Source organism: Paenibacillus montaniterrae (assembly GCF_018403185.1).
GTDB classification, from domain to species: domain Bacteria; phylum Bacillota; class Bacilli; order Paenibacillales; family Paenibacillaceae; genus Pristimantibacillus; species Pristimantibacillus montaniterrae.
In genome coordinates this window covers 1-17,349 of the sequence record NZ_BOSE01000007.1, presented here as the reverse complement: position 1 = coordinate 17,349, position 17,349 = coordinate 1, and the positions used below count along the sequence as shown (strand labels likewise).

The 17,349-nt window shown below is 45.7% G+C and carries 13 protein-coding genes; 8 read left to right on the top strand and 5 right to left on the bottom strand.

Features of this window, described 5'->3' with window-relative positions:
• Positions 1–117: 117 nt before the first annotated feature.
• Positions 118–3,198, top strand: a complete 3,081-nt coding sequence (locus KJS52_RS17415; protein ID WP_213517669.1) for a carbohydrate-binding protein — start codon at positions 118–120, stop codon at positions 3,196–3,198.
• Between the two features lie 447 nt (positions 3,199–3,645).
• On the top strand, positions 3,646–4,680 hold the full coding sequence (locus tag KJS52_RS17410; protein ID WP_213517667.1) for a LacI family DNA-binding transcriptional regulator: 1,035 nt from the start codon (positions 3,646–3,648) through the stop codon (positions 4,678–4,680).
• A gap of 154 nt (positions 4,681–4,834) precedes the next feature.
• On the opposite strand, the gene KJS52_RS17405 is transcribed toward KJS52_RS17410, so the two are convergent.
• Both KJS52_RS17405 and KJS52_RS17400 read right to left on the bottom strand, forming a co-directional pair.
• Positions 4,835–5,899 (bottom strand): hypothetical protein, encoded by a 1,065-nt coding sequence (locus tag KJS52_RS17405; protein ID WP_213517665.1) that lies wholly within the window; start codon positions 5,897–5,899, stop codon positions 4,835–4,837.
• A gap of 70 nt (positions 5,900–5,969) precedes the next feature.
• The gene (locus KJS52_RS17400; protein WP_213517663.1) at positions 5,970–6,428 is read right to left on the bottom strand and encodes a hypothetical protein; all 459 of its coding nucleotides are present in this window, start codon (positions 6,426–6,428) and stop codon (positions 5,970–5,972) included.
• A 480-nt stretch (positions 6,429–6,908) separates the two neighbouring features.
• Between KJS52_RS17400 and KJS52_RS27925 the strand changes: the two genes are divergently transcribed.
• The gene (locus KJS52_RS27925; RefSeq protein WP_213517662.1) at positions 6,909–7,082 is read left to right on the top strand and encodes a transposase; all 174 of its coding nucleotides are present in this window, start codon (positions 6,909–6,911) and stop codon (positions 7,080–7,082) included.
• Positions 7,083–7,630: 548 nt separating this feature from the next.
• Here KJS52_RS27925 and KJS52_RS17390 read toward each other — a convergent pair.
• Positions 7,631–8,917, bottom strand: a complete 1,287-nt coding sequence (locus tag KJS52_RS17390) for an adenylosuccinate synthase (protein ID WP_213517660.1) — start codon at positions 8,915–8,917, stop codon at positions 7,631–7,633.
• 112 nt (positions 8,918–9,029) lie between these two features.
• On the opposite strand from KJS52_RS17390, the gene KJS52_RS17385 reads away from it, so the two are divergent.
• Positions 9,030–9,932, top strand: a complete 903-nt coding sequence (locus KJS52_RS17385) for a LysR family transcriptional regulator (RefSeq protein ID WP_213517658.1) — start codon at positions 9,030–9,032, stop codon at positions 9,930–9,932.
• 52 nt (positions 9,933–9,984) lie between these two features.
• Here KJS52_RS17385 and KJS52_RS17380 read toward each other — a convergent pair whose 3' ends face one another.
• Positions 9,985–10,857, bottom strand: coding sequence for a helix-turn-helix transcriptional regulator (locus tag KJS52_RS17380; protein ID WP_213517656.1), 873 nt, complete (start codon positions 10,855–10,857; stop codon positions 9,985–9,987).
• Between the two features lie 171 nt (positions 10,858–11,028).
• Here KJS52_RS17380 and KJS52_RS17375 point away from each other — a divergent pair, with 171 nt between their 5' ends.
• The 4 genes from KJS52_RS17375 (at position 11,029) to KJS52_RS17360 (ending at position 15,515) form a co-directional block, all read left to right on the top strand.
• A complete protein-coding gene (locus KJS52_RS17375) occupies positions 11,029–12,168 on the top strand; it encodes an LLM class flavin-dependent oxidoreductase (RefSeq protein WP_213517654.1) in 1,140 nt (379 codons plus the stop codon).
• Positions 12,169–12,182: 14 nt separating this feature from the next.
• Positions 12,183–13,472 carry an ABC transporter substrate-binding protein gene (locus KJS52_RS17370; protein WP_213517652.1) on the top strand — a complete coding sequence of 430 codons (1,290 nt, stop codon included), beginning with the start codon at positions 12,183–12,185 and terminating at the stop codon, positions 13,470–13,472.
• 1 nt (position 13,473) lies between these two features.
• Complete coding sequence (locus KJS52_RS17365) at positions 13,474–14,346, top strand: carbohydrate ABC transporter permease (protein WP_213517650.1); 873 nt, start codon at positions 13,474–13,476, stop codon at positions 14,344–14,346.
• Between the two features lie 353 nt (positions 14,347–14,699).
• Positions 14,700–15,515 carry a carbohydrate ABC transporter permease gene (locus KJS52_RS17360; protein WP_213517647.1) on the top strand — a complete coding sequence of 272 codons (816 nt, stop codon included), beginning with the start codon at positions 14,700–14,702 and terminating at the stop codon, positions 15,513–15,515.
• 128 nt (positions 15,516–15,643) lie between these two features.
• Here the strand turns inward: KJS52_RS17360 and trxB are convergent, their stop codons facing one another.
• Positions 15,644–16,567: a thioredoxin-disulfide reductase gene (gene trxB, locus KJS52_RS17355; RefSeq protein ID WP_213517645.1), complete on the bottom strand. Its 924-nt coding sequence runs from the start codon at positions 16,565–16,567 to the stop codon at positions 15,644–15,646.
• Between the last annotated feature and the right edge of the window lie 782 nt (positions 16,568–17,349).

Sequence of the window (17,349 nt, the reverse complement as noted above, 5' to 3'; positions counted from 1 at the left end):
TAGCTTTTGCCTACGCTGCGCTCCTCGTTTTCTACTAGCGTGCCATGCAACAATAGACTAATTTCATATAAACAGCAGGGGAAAGGAATGTGAACGATGACGGTTAGGCGATTTAAGGTGAAGGCAAGTTTGGTGTATGTCATCATTGCTTGTCTTATTTTTTCTTTGCTTCCATTAAGCTCAAAGGTTTATGCTGCGAGTTATGAAGCGGAGCATGCTTCTCTCTTTGGGGGAGCAAGCTATGCTTCTGATCATAGCGGATATTCAGGGACGGGCTTTGTTGGAGGCTTTACGGATGGAAATAAGGGCAGTGCAGCGGTGCAATTTACGGTTAGTTCAACAGCAGCTGCTCTGCATCAGGTCAGTTTGCGCTATGCGAATGGCACGAATAGTACAATGACGCTTAGCCTTTATGTGAACGGTGTCAAGCAAAAGCAAGTTGCACTGCCGGCAACGGCAAATTGGAATTCATGGTCTGCAGTAAGCGAGCTTGTCCAACTGCAGGCTGGCAGCAACACGATTATGTATCGCTTTGACAACTCAGACAGCGGCAATGTCAATTTAGACAAGTTGGATATTGAGCTTGCTGCTCCGCCGAGCGAATCGCGCTATGAAGCTGAGGCAGCGATATTGTCTGGGGGTGCTGTTGTTGAAACCGAGCATGCAGGTTATTCAGGCTCAGGCTTTGTTGGCGGGTTTACCGACAGCAATCGGGGAAGTGCTGCTATTACATTTGCATTGAATTTATCTGCTGGCGGCACTCAATCCTTTATTATCCGTTATGCCAACGGTACGGGCAGCAGCAAAACAGTCAGTCTTTATGCTGATGGCGTAAAGCAGCGCCAGCTTACTTTGCCTGCTACAGCAGGCTGGAGCAGCTGGGCTACAGTAAACGAAAGCGTAACGCTTGGCAGCGGCTATCGTACGCTGACTTTGAAATTCGATGGAACAGACAGCGGCAATGTCAACTTCGATTATATTGAGCTGACAGGTGCGCCAACACCAACAGCAACGCCAACGGCGATACCAACAGCAACGCCAACGGCGACACCAACGGCGACACCGACAGCGACGCCAACGGCGACACCAACAGCAACGCCAACGCCAACGGCGACACCAATAGCGACGCCAACAGCAACACCAACAGCGACGCCAACGCCAACGGCGACACCAACAGCGACGCCAACGGCAACACCAACACCAACGCCGACACCTCCAGTGGGGGGCTATGTTTATGAGGCGGAGGATCAATTTGTGGCAGGCGGTGCTACAGCAGCTGCCAATTATGTTACAGGCTTTACATCCGAAGGAGCGCGCATCATCTTTACTGTTCGCGCTGCTAAAGAAGGCAGTTCAGATGCTGTGTTGCGCTATGCAAGAGCTAGCAGCGGCAGCGGGCAGCTTAATGTGTATGTAAATGGAATATTATTGAAAACGATTGCATTGCCAAGCACAGGCGGTAGCACCGCATGGAGCGAATTTACGGATAGCTTCCCGCTGCGCAAAGGCTTAAATACGATTAGTTTACAGTACGATGCCGGCAATACGGGAATAGTCAATCTCGACAAGCTGACGCTAGCCAACGGCATTCCGCTTGAAGTGCGTGGTGCAAGCTTGCCGTATGTTGAGCTAGAGGCAGAGCATGGAGCGACCAATGCAGTAATTTTAAATCCTTCTCGTACTTATTTGACGGTAGAGGCTGAATCGTCAGGCAGAAGCGCAGTAAAGCTGACCAATACTGGCCATTATGTAGAGTGGATCGCACCGATTGAGACAACGGGGCTCGTTATTCGCTATCAAATGCCGGATGCGCCTAATGGCGGCGGTCTGGAGGATACGCTCAGCTTGTATGTAAATGGCGTGAAAAAGCAAACTTTGCAATTAAGCTCCAAATATGCATGGACATATGGACAATACCCGTACCACGATCATCCATCGGGTGGCAACGGGCATCATTTTTATGATGAAAGCCGTTTTGTTGTAGATTCAATCCCGGCGGGAGCAACCGTTCGCTTGCAGAAGGATAGCGGCGATACAGCAAGCTATTACACGATAGATCTAATTAATTTCGAGCAAGTCGATGCGCCTTACAGCATGCCAAGCGATTTCGTAAGCATTACCGATTTCGGGGCAGTAGCCAATGATTCGGGCGATGACACCAATGCGATTCGCAGCGCGATCAACTATGCGAAAGCTAACGGCAAAGCCGGGGTATGGATACCGCCGGGCACATTTAGAATGAATGATAGAATCAATGTTGAGCAAATTCATATTCGCGGCGCGGGTCCATGGCATACCGTTCTGCAGGGAACAGGCGGCAAGGGCGGCTTTTATGGCACAGGAAGTCGTGTAACGATCGCAGATCTGGCGATATTCGGAGATTCACTGTTCCGCAATGATAGCGGCGACCATGCGGCGTTTGAAGGCAATTTCGGTCAGCGCTCATTGATTCAAAATGTTTGGGTTGAGCATATGAAGGTGGGCGTATGGCTGAGCGCAGGCACAGACGGCTTGTACATCGTGGACGGCAAAATCCGCAATACATGGGCTGACGGCGTAAACTTCCATGGCGGCGTCAAGTATACAACAATTAGCCATTTTAATGTGCGCAATACGGGGGATGATGCATTCGCGATGTGGTCGAGCGGCAGCGCCAACGAGCATAACAGCTTCCGCTACAATACAGCCCAAGTACCAGTGCTCGCAAATACGTATGCCATCTATGGCGGAACCTCCAACAAAATTTTAGACAATATCGGAGCAGATACCGTAACCGCATCCTCGGGGATTGTGATCAGCACACGCTTCAATCCAGTCGGATTTGCTGGAACAACCGAAGTCAAGCGCAACACACTCAACCGCACAGGCGGCTGGGAGCCCAACTGGAACACGAGCTTCGGCGGCTTGTGGATTTACGCAGAAGGGCAAAATATTAACGCGCCAATTGTGATCGAGGATGTACAGATTAACAGCAGCACCTATGAAGGAATCAAATTCAGCTACGGGCAAAGCATTAACAACGTATCACTTCGCAATGTAGCAGTGAACGGAGCAGGTACGTACGGACTTCTCTTCGACAGCGTAATAGGTTCAGGCACATTTACCAATGTGAGCGTAACAGGTGCAGCCTCTGGCGGCATATCCAACCCTGGCAACCAATACACGATCATTTCAGGAGGCGGCAACACAGGCTGGTAAATTACCTGGGGGGATATTAGGAATGGTGTTAGCTGGGCATAAAAGCACGGACCAAGCGTCATAAACAAGCGCAGGCTTTGAGGTTGCACAAACCTTGAAACCTGCGCTTTCTGCTTCTAATGAAACTGACAAACGCTATTCAATCAAACAATGCACCTGCAGGACGTAACGAATCCAGGACACGCTAATCGACTATTTGTCGATACACCACCGTCAAATACCTCAAATAACGTGATAGAAATTCATTAGAACTCAAAAGATCTCTAATTGACCATAATAGCGTGTCACAGCTTCCTTAGAAATGGCTGTGCCTTCAGAGCATCGACCACAAACGCCGAAGCACCAGCCTGCGAGCATCACAAATAAAAAAATCAAATGCAACGCTCGCGAATATGGTAAAATATATCCATATGCAAGTTGAGAAGGGTGAAAGTGAGCGAACGTTTCATGAAGAAAGATATTAGTATTGTTGATGTAGCAGAGGAAGCTGGCGTATCAATTGCAACTGTGTCCAACGTAATAAACCAAAAGGGCAGAGTCTCTGAAAAAACTCGTAAAAAAATCCAGCAAATCATTGACAGACTTGGCTATACGCCCAACTTGACGGCACGAAATTTAAAGACGCGCAGAAGCGACCTGATCGGCATGGTTATTCCGGTCATGAAGCCTGGGCGGATGCAGGACAATCCCTTTTACTGGGATTTGCTAGCAGGCGTAGAAGAAGGAGCTAGAGATCGGCGCTTCCATATCATTTTAATGGGAATTGATGAAGCTACTGAGACATTTTCTTTTGTGAAGGAGCGTCAGCTTGACGGCTTAATTGTCGTGGGAACGAATCAGGGCTCGCAGGTGATCGAGCGTGTAAACAAACTGAACATTCCTGTTGTATTTGTCGACAGCTATTTAACTGATGAGCAATTTTATCAGGTTTGCCTGGAGGACAGGCATGGCAGCTATTGCGCGACGAAGTATTTGATTGAGCTGGGTCATCGGAAAATAGCGATATTGACAGGTGAAGTGCCCGAAGAGCAGCTTCCATACTACGGCGTGCTTCATGAGCGCTGGCTGGGCTATAAGGATGCGCTTGCCGAAGCGGGGATTGCGTACGATTCCCGTATGGTGATTCAGCTGCCTACATCTCTGGATGGCGGCTATCACTCTGTCGACCGCATTTTACAGCTTGACGATGTAACAGCAATCTTTTCTTTTTCTGACGTAGGCGCGATGGGTGTGCTGAAGCGAATGAAGGAGCTGGGCAAGAAGGTGCCTGAGGAATACTCCGTTATTGGTTTTGATAATTTGTTTATATCGAACTATACGTCACCTACCTTGACAACCGTTGCGCAGGATATTGTGCAAAAAGGAAAAGCAGCCGTTACGATGCTGCTTGATCAAATTGACGGGAACTATATTCCACAGCGCAAGGTATCACTTTCTGTCGATGTTATTGCAAGGGAAACGACAGGTCCGTGCAAAAGCTAGAATTACCTTTATTTTTACTGCAAATGTCTGTATTATATTTTTCGGTACAGGCAAAGAAGTGCTTCTTCATAAACAATCGCCTACTGATTAATTTCCAGTAGGCGATTGTTTAACAATAAATTTACAACAAAATATATCTTTAGGTGTGTGTAAGCTATATTAAGTATCCAGGTAAATTAACAAAAACTGGTGTGTGAGTGAATTGTGCTCCATTATAACCAGTAATTTTTAGTGACCCAAAACTTTCTATTCTATGATAATTGCTGATATGCCTATTATTATGAAATGAAGTTACATAATCATACCAAACTCCATCTGTACTGCTAGTCCATTCTTGTAACGTGGCATATTCAGTTTTAGCTTGCCCATTATAATTAAATTGTGCTATTCCTCCTCTTGAATAATTAAATTCTCCTCCAGTACCCATGAGTTTCCAACTATTGTTGTGATATATATAATAATAAGTTAGAGAAGATGTAGAACTAGAATAAATTCTATATAAAGGCTCATTTCCACTATATATATTTGATGAATTATACGCGCCTAATCCTGCAATAACTGCTCCCATTGTCCAATCAATTGCAACACCTATTGGTTTCTTTGATAAAAGAGATGAGAAAGAATACTTAAAAGTATGGCTTAAAACAGCTCTTATAACTGATTGTGTTGCATTTCTAGGTGCAGCATCAAATTCATTTCTAATGTATAATTTGTTGTATCCTTTATTGTCAACAACACGGATATACGCGTAGTCATAAGTTGTATTATCGACAGTATATGTCCCTTTATAATGATATAATGTATATATCGAAGCTATTGCAGATAAATTTGGAGGATCTGGAATCTTAGCTGTACTGTTGTTCGTAGAAATAGTTCCTTTTTCTTGATCAGCAAACAATTCTTTTAGCAATAACATATCAGATTGGTTATTAGGATCAATTTTTCTGACACCTAGATTGCTTAATTGTTGTTCTAGTTGCAGTATGTTCGTCACTTCATTCGCATAAGATGAACTCTTCATTTGTGTATTTATTCCCAATGAATTCAAGTATTTCATGTGATTTTGTGTGTTAACAATTCTGTTCATTTCAGTGAAAACTTTATCAATTTTTTCTTGTTTACGTATTTCGATATCTTCTAGTTTAAATGAGTTTGCTTGTACGGGGTATGCTGAAGAGAATAAGCCAACCAACAATACTAACACAATAATTTTTTTCACCCTATTCATTCCTTTCAATTTGTAATTACTTGATTAAACTTTAGCATCACTCCCTTCATAGATGATTCATTTAACTATCCATAAATTTTTTTGACAATATTATTGCTTCATTAGCATTTATTGCTGGTCCGTAAAACACTTTAGATGTCGGTGAAATCCTCTCATCATACTGCATGAAATAACTCTGCTCGAATATATTGCTTTCGTCTAGTATAATTACGATCCTTTTTAATTCTTCTGACCCGACAGCTCCATCAGCTATAAACCAAGGGTATTCCAATTCGCCATTAATTTTTTTGTAAAGTCGTTGGATAAAATTACGATTGGAGTCTGGTTGAAAACTTCTGTAGGTTATTTCATTTAATGTTATTTTTCCCTCAACTCTATTTGGAACTAACAGTAGGCGATAATATGTAATATCAATTTTGAAATTTGCAATTTCACCGTCAATGGTACTTACTTGATAGTTTCTCTCATATTTAGATGGAATATGATACAATATTAAACCAATTAGGATGATTACTGTCATGAAAATAAGATTTTTTTTAATAAGCTCACCCCCAATCTTGAATTAAGATAAGCTATGCAATCTATATGAAAAAAAGGAAGGAGTATTAGGAGATGCTTTAGAATAGTTGTGAATAAGTAAAAATGTGTATAATTAATCAATATATACCATTTTATCAGTATTCATAAGAAGTTGTCAAATATAAAATGCTTCCTCCTACACTGAATGCCTGATGTTTCCCTCGTTGAGTAAAAGTGAATACTGCTACAGTAAGAATATGAGCAGGATGGTATGAATAGTATGATAATCTGATTACGAGTATGTTTAAACCGCATTCGCACTCGAAGAAGCATGGCAACTAACCTACATCAAGTATAACGATCAAGTTATGGCCGAGCTTAATATGGATGTTGATACTAAGATGTCGTGTTCGCGACCGAGGTAAAGGGTCAAGATAACATCATTTACTGCTATAGAAGGGAGTAAACGTCACACGAATACATGAAATCAGCTGTGGTATGTCGGTTGTCTCTTCGTGGAATTGAAGATCAGTTCCCTACCATAGTGATTACTTTCGATAAATTTCACGTCATGAAAATGGTGAACAAGGCTGTCGATGACATGCGAATCGCCGAGCAAAAGGAAGCGCCGCAGTTGCGGGGCCTACTGCCTTAAATAGGCCCTGCAAGTATTTGCCGATGTTTATTTACGCGAGTGGATGAACTGGGCAAAACGTTCTCAGCCGCAGCCTATGATTGAACTGATTAAGACGGTTAAACCATGAAGAAGACATTCTTCGCTGGTTTAACAGCAAGATGGCAAATAGCCTGCTTGAAGACATTAACAGCCTTGTATAAGCTAAAAAACGACGAGTTCGGTGCTACCGTAATGTTGAAAATCTAATTGCGACGGTCTATATGACTGGCAAATAAAATTCGCCTGCCGTCACTTGCTGCATGTCTAAACCATCTTTTCACCTTTCCCTTTTCGGCCAACGGTTTAAGAATCTCTTATTTCGAAACCACCCTATGAAGCGATTCTACTCTGCTTTGTAAATCCAGAAGAGCGAAAACCACTCCTTTATAAACTCACCCTCTATCGTTCGATGATGCAGGTATACGAACTAAAAGCAGCTCTATTGTACCATGTCGATCAGCTTGGCAACGAACAATCGTAATAAGCAACCGCATCTTGCTCATAACTGTAGGATGGCACTAATTTATTTAAATACTTCTGGCGATTAGTTGCTCACGCTTTGGTCCTACAGAAATATAGGTTACTTTTACGCCGACTTCAGATTCAATAAAATTGACATAATTTTGCGCCGCTGAGGGAAGTTCATCAAAGGAACGCACATGGGAAATATCACTTTTCCAACCATCAAAAAATTGAAATAGTGGTTTTGCCTTGTCGAGCTTTGCGCTTACCGGGAAATACCTGGTTTTCGTACCGTCTTCGAGTATATAGTCTGTACAAACTGGAATCTTTTCTAAATATCCGAGTACATCAAGATTGGTTAGCGCTACTTCAGTAGCTCCTTGTGCCATACATCCATACCGAGTCGCTACTGCATCAAACCAACCTACTCGGCGCGGCCGTCCTGTCAAGGTCCCAAATTCTCCTGCGCTGCCGCCGCGTTGTCTCAGCTCTTCTGCTTCGCTGCCATCTAATTCCGCAACAAATGGTCCTGTACCAACACAGCTGGAATAGGCTTTTACAACAGCAATTATGTCGGTTATTGCATACGGTGGAATGCCTGCACCAACAGGAGCAAAGCCTGCAAGTGTAGAGGATGAAGTCGTGAATGGATAGATACCATGATCCGGATCGCGAAGAGCGCCCAGCTGACCCTCCAACAATACTGTTTCTCCATTGGCAAGCGCCTTGTGAAGCAGCGTCGTCGTGTCGCATAGAAAAGGAAGTAGTCGTTGGCCATAATTTAACAAAGTGGTGACCAACTCCTCTGCATGAACAGCTGCTTTATCGTACAAATGCTTAAGCAGGATGTTTTTAGACTCCAACGCTTGATCAATTCTTTGCCGAAGTCTCGCTTCATCGTATAAATCTGCTGCCTGAATCCCTAGTTTTTCATATTTGTCGGAATAAAATGGCGCGATTCCGCGTTTCGTTGATCCGAAATGGCGAGCACCTAAACGTTCTTCTTCGAACTCATCGAATAGGCGATGAACTGGAAGTACAATTTGTACCCGCTCAGAGATGCTTAAACGCGGCTTGGCGATTCCTCTTGCCAGCAGCGCTTCAAGCTCTTTGAATAATTGCTCAACATCCAGCGCGACGCCAGGGCCAATCACATTTATAACGTTTGTATGGAATACACCCGAAGGCAGCATATGAAGTGAGAACTTTCCGTAGTCGTTTATGATCGTATGACCAGCGTTGCTTCCACCTTGAAAACGAACTACATATGATGATTTTTCCGAAAGGAAATCCGTCATTTTTCCTTTACCTTCATCTCCCCAATTTGCCCCTACAATGGCTTTAACCGACATCATAATAGCCTCCTCGTTAACTTGAAATCAATTACAGGGTTCATTATAATTTTGCTATCTATATAAGTAAAATTGTTATTAATAATGATATCCATAAAGAGAGGTAATGACTTTGAGCTTGAATTTGGAATGGTATCGGGTTTTTTATTGGGCCGCTAAGCTTGGAGGGGTAACAAATGCAGCAAAAAAGCTCAATATTACGCAACCAGCAGTCAGTCATACGCTAAAGCAGCTTGAGGAGGGTATCGGAGGAAAGCTGTTTTTTCGAACTCCCAAGGGCGTGATTTTAACAACAGAAGGAGAGGTTCTGTTTCAATTTGTAGAGCAGGCGATTCATTTAATCGATTTGGGGGAAAAGAAGATTAATGAAATGCAGAGCTTGCTCTTTGGTGAGATTAATATTGGGGCAAGCGATACGTTATGCAAACATTATTTGCTGCCGTATTTGGAGCAATTTCATAAACAATATCCGGAGATAAAGGTTCGTGTCACAAATCGTACTACACCTGAAACTATTGTGCTCTTAAAAGAAGGGGCAATTGATTTTGGGGTTGTAAACCTGCCAGCTGAAGATGCTAAGCTCAACTTTCATAAGAGCACAGCGCTGCAGGACTGTCTGGTAGGAGGGCCTGCTTTTGAAGCATTGTCACATAAGCCGCTGCAATTAGACGAGCTGCATCGCTTCCCCTTGCTGCTTCTGGAACAAGGGGGAAGTACTCGAACCTATCTCGATGAATACGCAGCGGCTAACGGAGTCAAGCTTCATCCAGAGTTTGAGCTGGGAAGCATTGATTTGCTTGTGCAATTTGCTCAGAGCGGCTTTGGACTTGCATTTGTCGTTCGGGATTATGTGATGGAGGAATTGGCAAGCGGAAAGCTGATCGAAATTCCGCTTAATCGGCCAATACCAACGCGCCATGCCGGGATTGCTACACTGAAAGATGTTCCCCTTTCGTCAGCTTCAAAGCGATTATTGAGCTTCATGCTTCCTGAAACGGAAGGCAACATTCTGTAAAAGAGTTCAATTGTGCCTAGTCGTTCAGCTTCACTATTCTATTAACCACCGTTCACCCATCTAGCCTCCCCCCTTCACGATAAGCGTGAGGGGAAATGCCAACCCGTTTTTTGAATGCTTTGGAGAAGGAGGAGATATCCTGGTAGCCGACAGCCTGGGCGATCTCAGCGATTTTATAGCTAGTGTGCTGGAGCAGCAGCTGGGCCTCCTGCATTCTAAGCTGAAGCAGAAAGTCGATTGGCGCAATGCCATAAACTTTGCGATACATTTTGGAAAAATGACTCCGCTCAATGCCTACCAAATGAGCAATTTCCTCGATGGTAATCGGTTCCGAAAAATGATGCTCGATCAGCTGCTTGCCTTTCTCCAGCCAATCGAGCAAGCCTTCATGCTGCTGAACCAGCGGGTTTTGCAGCTCCAGAGAATGAAAGATTGCATACATGCCATGCAGACGGGCAATCGCTTGCTGATGCTCGTTAAATAAGTTCAGGAAAGCTGTAATTGTTTGCTCGGAAACGCGCTCTGCCATATGCGGCTGCTCCGGCGTAAGTCCAAGGCGAGCCAAGGTGGCGAGCGCCTGCTTGCCATCAAATGCCAGGATCAGCTTTTTGATCGGCTGCTGCGGATCACAATAATATTCATGGATAACTTGCGGAAACAAGCAAAAAATGTCGCGCGGCTGCAGTACATAGCGCTTTTTCCGCTGTATAAATGTGCCCTCTCCTTCCAGCACGCACAGTAAGTAATAGTATTGTGTCACACGCGGACCGATATGATAGTGCGGCTTGGCAATATTGGCTCCAATCCGCAGCGGCCAGATGCCGTGCTGCTTTTCGTAATCCGTTGGCTGCAGCGGGTAGATGGAAAGCCACTCCTGCTCATGCTCATTCATATTGTCGAGGCAGATTCCTTGCGCAAACTCCATTGCATTCCACTCCTAACCTACACGGGGCTAGCCGCCCACAAATTGACAAATCAATCTACAACAAATGGACATAGACGGTTGTGACAACTTTTTGTAATCTACTTATAGCACATTAAACCAAGTAAATCTATAGGGAATTAAGATTATGAATCGGAGCATGGAGGGAGACATATGTCAGAACAGCAACAGGTTGAGGTCGGATGGTTCATACCAACGACAGGGGACGGAGAATATGTGGGGATTGCCCCGCAACGACCAGCATCTCCGCAATATTTGACGGAGGTGGCCAAAGCAGCTGAACAGGCAGGCTACGAATTTGTGCTAATCCCTACTGGCGGAGATTGCTGGGATGGCTTTGTAGTCGGCTCCTGGATTGCTGCGCACACAAGCAAGCTGAAAACGCTGGTCGCACTGCGCCCAGGCTTGATTTCGCCAGTGCTTGCTGCGCGCAATGCAGCCACATTAGACCAAATGACAGGCGGCAGAACGATGGTCAACGTCGTGACGGGGCATTATCCGCAGGATTTGAAGGCATGTGGCGATCCGCTTTATGACAAGCATGATGAGCGTTATGAGCGAACGCTGGAGTTTTTGCAGGTTGTTAAAGGGGTTTGGGAAGCGGGTGACGTAAAGACAGGTGGCTTCAACTTTGAGGGCAAGCATTATCTCGTTGAAGGAGGCTCCTGTCAACCAGCTGTTCTGCAGCAGCCCCACCCGCCCGTTTATTTTGGCGGCAGCTCGGTTGCTGGCAAGAAAACGGCCGCATTGACAGCCGATGTCTATTTAATGTGGGCGGAGCCGCCTGATTGGATTGAATCGCAAATTCAAGAAATGAAGGGTTATTTGCAGGAGCTGAAAGAGCAGCAAGGAATCGAGCGCACGCTAAGATATGGGATGCGGGCCCAACTTGTTGTCAGAGAAACAGAGGAAGAGGCGTGGGCAGCAGCGTGGAAAATCTTAAGCAAGGCCGACCCGGAGCTCGTAAAGTCTAAAGAAAAGCTGCACGCGAAAACAGATGCTGTAGGTCAAAATCGGCAAATGGATTTGTTCAATCAGTCGCTTGAGGATAATTATGTGATTGCGCCAAATATGTGGGCGGGATTGTCTGCTATTCGCGGCGGCGGCGCCGTTGCCTTTGTTGGAACTCCTGAGCAAATTTCCGACCGTATTCTTGAATTTGTCGACATTGGTGTTACATCGTTTATTTTGTCCGGCTATCCGCATTTGGAGGAAGCTGAGATTTCAGGACGGCTGCTTATGCCGGTATTAAAGCAGAAGCTTGCCGAGCGAGGCTTGGTTAAGCAAGATTAGGAGGCAGATTGGATATGAGAAAATGGAGCTGGATGACAATACTTGTGGCGGTGATGCTGCTTGTGTCAGCATGCGGCAGCAATTCTAGCGGCAGTCAACATAACAAGCAGCAAAGCAATGGCGGAAATAGCGGCAGTGAGGCTGAGAAGCAGGATGTGACGCTTAGCTTTATTCACTGGCGCGGCGAGGATGTTGAAGTGCTGGACGGCATTATAGCCAAATTTGAGCAGGAATATCCCTATATACATGTAGAAACGCAGGTTTTCCCGTCGGATCAATATCAATCGACTGCTCAGGCTAAAATCGCAGATGGCTCTGTCGGCGATGTGTTTACAGTATTTCCAGGCGCACAGTTCCAAGCGATTGCCAGAGCTGGATTGTTTACCGATCTGACAGGCGAAAGCTTTGTCGAGCATTTTGAACCAAACCTGATCGCCGCAGGACAGCAGGATGGCAAGCAATTTGCGCTGCCATATCAGTTGGTGTACAACATCCCGATTTACAATGTTGCGCTGTTTGAGCAGCATCAGGTAGAGGTGCCTCTTGACTGGGACAGCTTTTTGGCTGCGCTGGAGGTGTTCAAGCAAGCCGGGCTTACTCCGATTGCATTTCCCGGAGCGGATATTGGACCGGGCCAACTCATGAATTCGATGGTAATGAACAATGCGCCTGATGAGGACATTTTCGTCAAGCTGGAGGCAGGCGAGGCCAAGCTGACTGATGAATGGTGGGTTAAAACGCTGGCACAGTTCAAAGAGCTGAATGACAAAGGATATTTACAAAAGGATGCTGTCGGCGCGAAGCAGGATTCGTCGATTGCGCTGTTTGTACAGGAGCAGGCTGCAATATTAGGTACGGGCTCCTTCCATCTCGCCTCCAATAAAGCGAGCAATCCAAATCTGAAGCAGGGCTTGCTGGCGCCGATTACGGTATCTGCGGATGAAGCGGTTTATGAGGGTATTCATACGACTACATTTATGCTGGCGGTCAACAGCAAGTCGAAGCATACTGAGGAAGCGAAGCTGTTCATTGAATTTTTGAGCCGCAGTGACATTGCTGCTGAATATGCAAATGGAACCGGGCAAAACGTGACGGTCAAGGATGTAGAATATACATCCGAGGAGCTGCAAATTGTTAGTGAATGGACGACCAAGCATACACGCTTCCAGCCGCGCTTTACCATTTCAAATGGCGAGGTGCAGAAGGCGGTCACGAATTCCATTCAAGCCGTTTTAAGTGGGGTATCGGCTGAGCAAGCCGCAGCCGAAGCGCAAGCGATCGTGGAGCAGCAGATCGGGCAGTAGCATGAAAAAGCATTTGCGCTTGCTTCCGTTTATTTTGCCTGGACTTGTGTTATATGCAGTGCTGTTTATGTACCCTACCATTTCGGCACTCTACTACTCCTTTACGAATTGGGACGGCCTTTCGCCGTCCTATCAGTATGTCGGCTTGCAAAACTATGTAAAGGTGAGCGAGGACATAATATTTCGCAAATCACTGGGCAATAACGTGAAGTTTATGCTGACGGTCGTACTCATCCAGACAGTTGTGTCCTTGCTGCTGGCGCTGCAAATATATAAAAAGTCGAAGCTGAACGTTTTTTTGCGGGCGTTATATTTTTTGCCTACGATTTTGTCATCGGTGTCGGTCGGCTTTATTTGGACGTTTATCTATGATTCCAATCTAGGCGCACTGAATAAGCTGCTGCAAATAATCGGTTTGGAGAGCTTGGCGCAAAATTGGCTCGGCAATCCGGGCATCGCGATCTTTTCTATTGCTGCAGTGCAGGCCTGGGCGCATATTGGGCAAATGGCGGTACTGTTTGTTGCTGGCTTGCAGTCCATTCCGGCAGAAATTAAAGAGGCAGCGATTCTCGATGGCGCTTCGCAGACGGGGTTGTTTTTTCGCATTACTTGGCCGCTGCTCGCACCAGCCGCAGCAATCGTTGTATCGTATACGACGATCCAGTCGTTTAAAGCATTCGATCTTGTATTTACGATGACAGGAGGCGGCCCTAACTATGCCACGGAAATTTTATCGACGTATATTTACAGCTCAGCCTTCCTCAATTATGCGTTTGGCAAAGCTGCGACAGCATCCGTTTACTTTCTGCTGCTTATAGCAGTCATAACCTTCCTGCAATTCAAGCTGCTGCGAACAGACCGCGTCAGCTATTAAATCAAATACTAGAAAACGAGGAACGCAGCGTAGAACGGAACCTACGAGAGTACCGGAGTTTTCGGTAGGCAGTCATATTCGAAGTCGAATACGCTACTTCCGAATAGCATCGTAATCAAAGTCGTGCATTTTGAACTACCGATTCAAATAAAGGTTCAAAATGTAGGGCTTTCAGTACCGAGAAGATGGCTGAATACTAGAAAACGAGGAACGCAGCGTAGAACGGAACCTACGAGAGTACGGGAGTTTTCGGTAGGCAGACATATTCGAAGTCGAATACGCTACTTCCGAATAGCATCGTAATCAAAGTCGTGCGTTTTGAACTACCGATTCAAAAAAAGGAGGGATGGGTTATGCTTCGTTTTATAGGCAAACTCCTGCTTGCTTGCTTCGCAGGCATCATTATTGCTCCGCTGCTGATCGTCGTATTTACAACATTTAAAACGAATGCAGAGTTTTATGCCAATCCGTTGTCATGGCCAGCGCAGCTTACGCTGGACAATTTGCAAGTTCTGTTTGCCAAGCAAACGATGTGGCGCTATTTTTGGAATAGCACGCTCGTTACCTTCGTTACGGTTGCACTTGAGCTGCTGCTGGCGGGAAGCATTGCCTATGCCATTATGCGCTACGGTAAAAGCAAGATCGGAGCGATGCTGTTTTCGCTGTTTGCGGTCGGCTTAATGATTCCATCACAGGTTAATATGATTCCGATTTATACACTGCTGCGAGATCTGTCGCTAACGAACAGCCACGCTGGGCTTATTCTCGTTACGCTAACTATTTTGCTGCCGCTAAGCGTCTTTATGCTGACAGGCTTTGTCAAGACGCTACCGAAGGAGCTGCTGGAAGCGGGAGAGATCGATGGCGCAGGCGAGTTCAGACTGTTTACGCAAATCGTAGTTCCGCTCATCGCTCCTTATTTGGCAACGACAGCGGCATTTTTGTTTGTTATTGTATGGAATGATCTATTATTCCCAATGCTGTTGCTAGTAGAGAAGGGCAAGCTGACCTTGCCGCTTGCACTCATTCAATTTAAAGGGGAGTATATTACGAACTATCCGCTGCTAATGACCGGCGTTATCGTTACAGCGCTGCCGATGATTGTTATGTTTGTTTTTTTGCAGCGTTATTTTATCGCAGGAGCGTTGGCCGGCTCATTGAAAGGATAGCTTGCCGCCGCTACCGTCTGGCTTGAATAGAAAGAAAAGCGATTGTCGCTTGCTTTGCTGACAGACAGAGAGTCTTGTCGGCAAAGCTGAGACAATCGCTTTTGCATGTAATGGAATGATCCTGATGCTTACTCCAAGCCTTCCAAGAAACGCTCGCATTCAAGGGCAGCCATACAGCCCGTGCCTGCAGCTGTAATTGCTTGACGATATACGGTATCTTGAACGTCACCGCATGCGAATACGCCAGGAATGTTGGTAGCAGTTGTGCCAGGCTTAACAAGAATGTAGCCGCTAGCATCCGTATCGATTTGACCGCCAAGGAAGCCAGTGTTTGGCGTATGTCCGATTGCGACGAATACGCCGTCAGTTTCGATGACCTCTTCCTCGCCAGTTTCATTGTTGCGAACCTTTAAGCCGGTAACGCCCATGCCGTTAGCAAGCACCTCAACCGGTGTGCGATCAAGCGCCCAGCTGATTTTTTCGTTGGCGCGCGCACGATCCTGCATAATTTTCGAAGCGCGCAGCTCGCTGCGACGGTGCACAAGTGTTACCGATGTAGCAAAGCGAGTCAAGAAGTTTGCTTCTTCCATTGCAGAGTCGCCGCCGCCGATTACGACGATTTTTTTGCCGCGGAAGAAGAAGCCGTCACAGGTTGCGCATGTACTTACGCCGCGACCGATATTGTCCTGCTCGCCAGGAATGCCAAGGTATTTAGCAGAAGCGCCAGTGGAAATAATAACAGATTCCGCTACGACCTCGCCCAATCCTTCTACATCAAGCGTAAATGGACGTTTGCTGAAATCTACACTTTTTACTGAGCCCGTTTTGAACGTAGCGCCAAAGCGCTCAGCTTGCTTGCGCATATTAGACATCAATTCAGAGCCCAAAATGCCTTCAGGAAAGCCTGGGAAGTTTTCGATTTCAGTTGTTGTGGTCAATTGACCGCCAGGCTGCCAGCCTTCAATAACGACAGGTGACATGTTGGCGCGTGCCAAATAAATCGCTGCTGTTAGTCCCGCAGGACCAGTTCCGATTACTACTGTTTTATACATTATGATTTCCTCCGTTATCTCTATTCTATAACTGTATTGACATACATTACAGTTGTGTACTATTAAAGTATACCAAACTGTAACATATGTCAATACAGTTCATCTAACTTTCACTTTCCAGCGTGGTTAAGAGTGCTCCTGAACGGGTTGCAGACACTCCCTATTTAAGGTTTGAAGTTTTGCCCAAAGCTATGCATCAAATTGCACATACATGTGGAAGTGAATTAATTAAGAAAGCACTATCTTTATTATAACGTAAGTTTAGACCATTGGGCAGCCAGAAAACAAGTTAATCAAGATTAGTTTTGCATTGTACGTACAAGTTGCTGATATGCTATACTGTTCCCATACAACTCATAGAGGAAGTTCAAAAAGCCCAGCTTTGATGACGATGTAGTTTCTTTGTAGCGGGATCGACGTCGAATATGTCACGCTACCGAAGGCTGCGGTGCTCACGTAGCTTATTGCCTACGCTGCGCTCCTCGCCTTCTAGTATCGTGCCATCTTCTTGGTCCTGAAAGCTGAGCTTTTTGAACACTCATTTTAAGAGGAAGTTCAAAAAGCTCAGCTTTGATGACGATGCAGCTTCTTTGTAGCGGATTCGGCGTCGAATATGTCACGCTACCGAAGGCTGCGGTGCTCACGTAGCAACGCTCTACGCTGCGCTCCTCGCCTTCTAGTATCGTGCCATCTTCTTGGTCCTGAAAGCTGAGCTTTTTGAACACTCATTTTAAGAGGAAGTTCAAAAAGCTCAGCTTTGATGACGATGCAGCTTCTTTGTA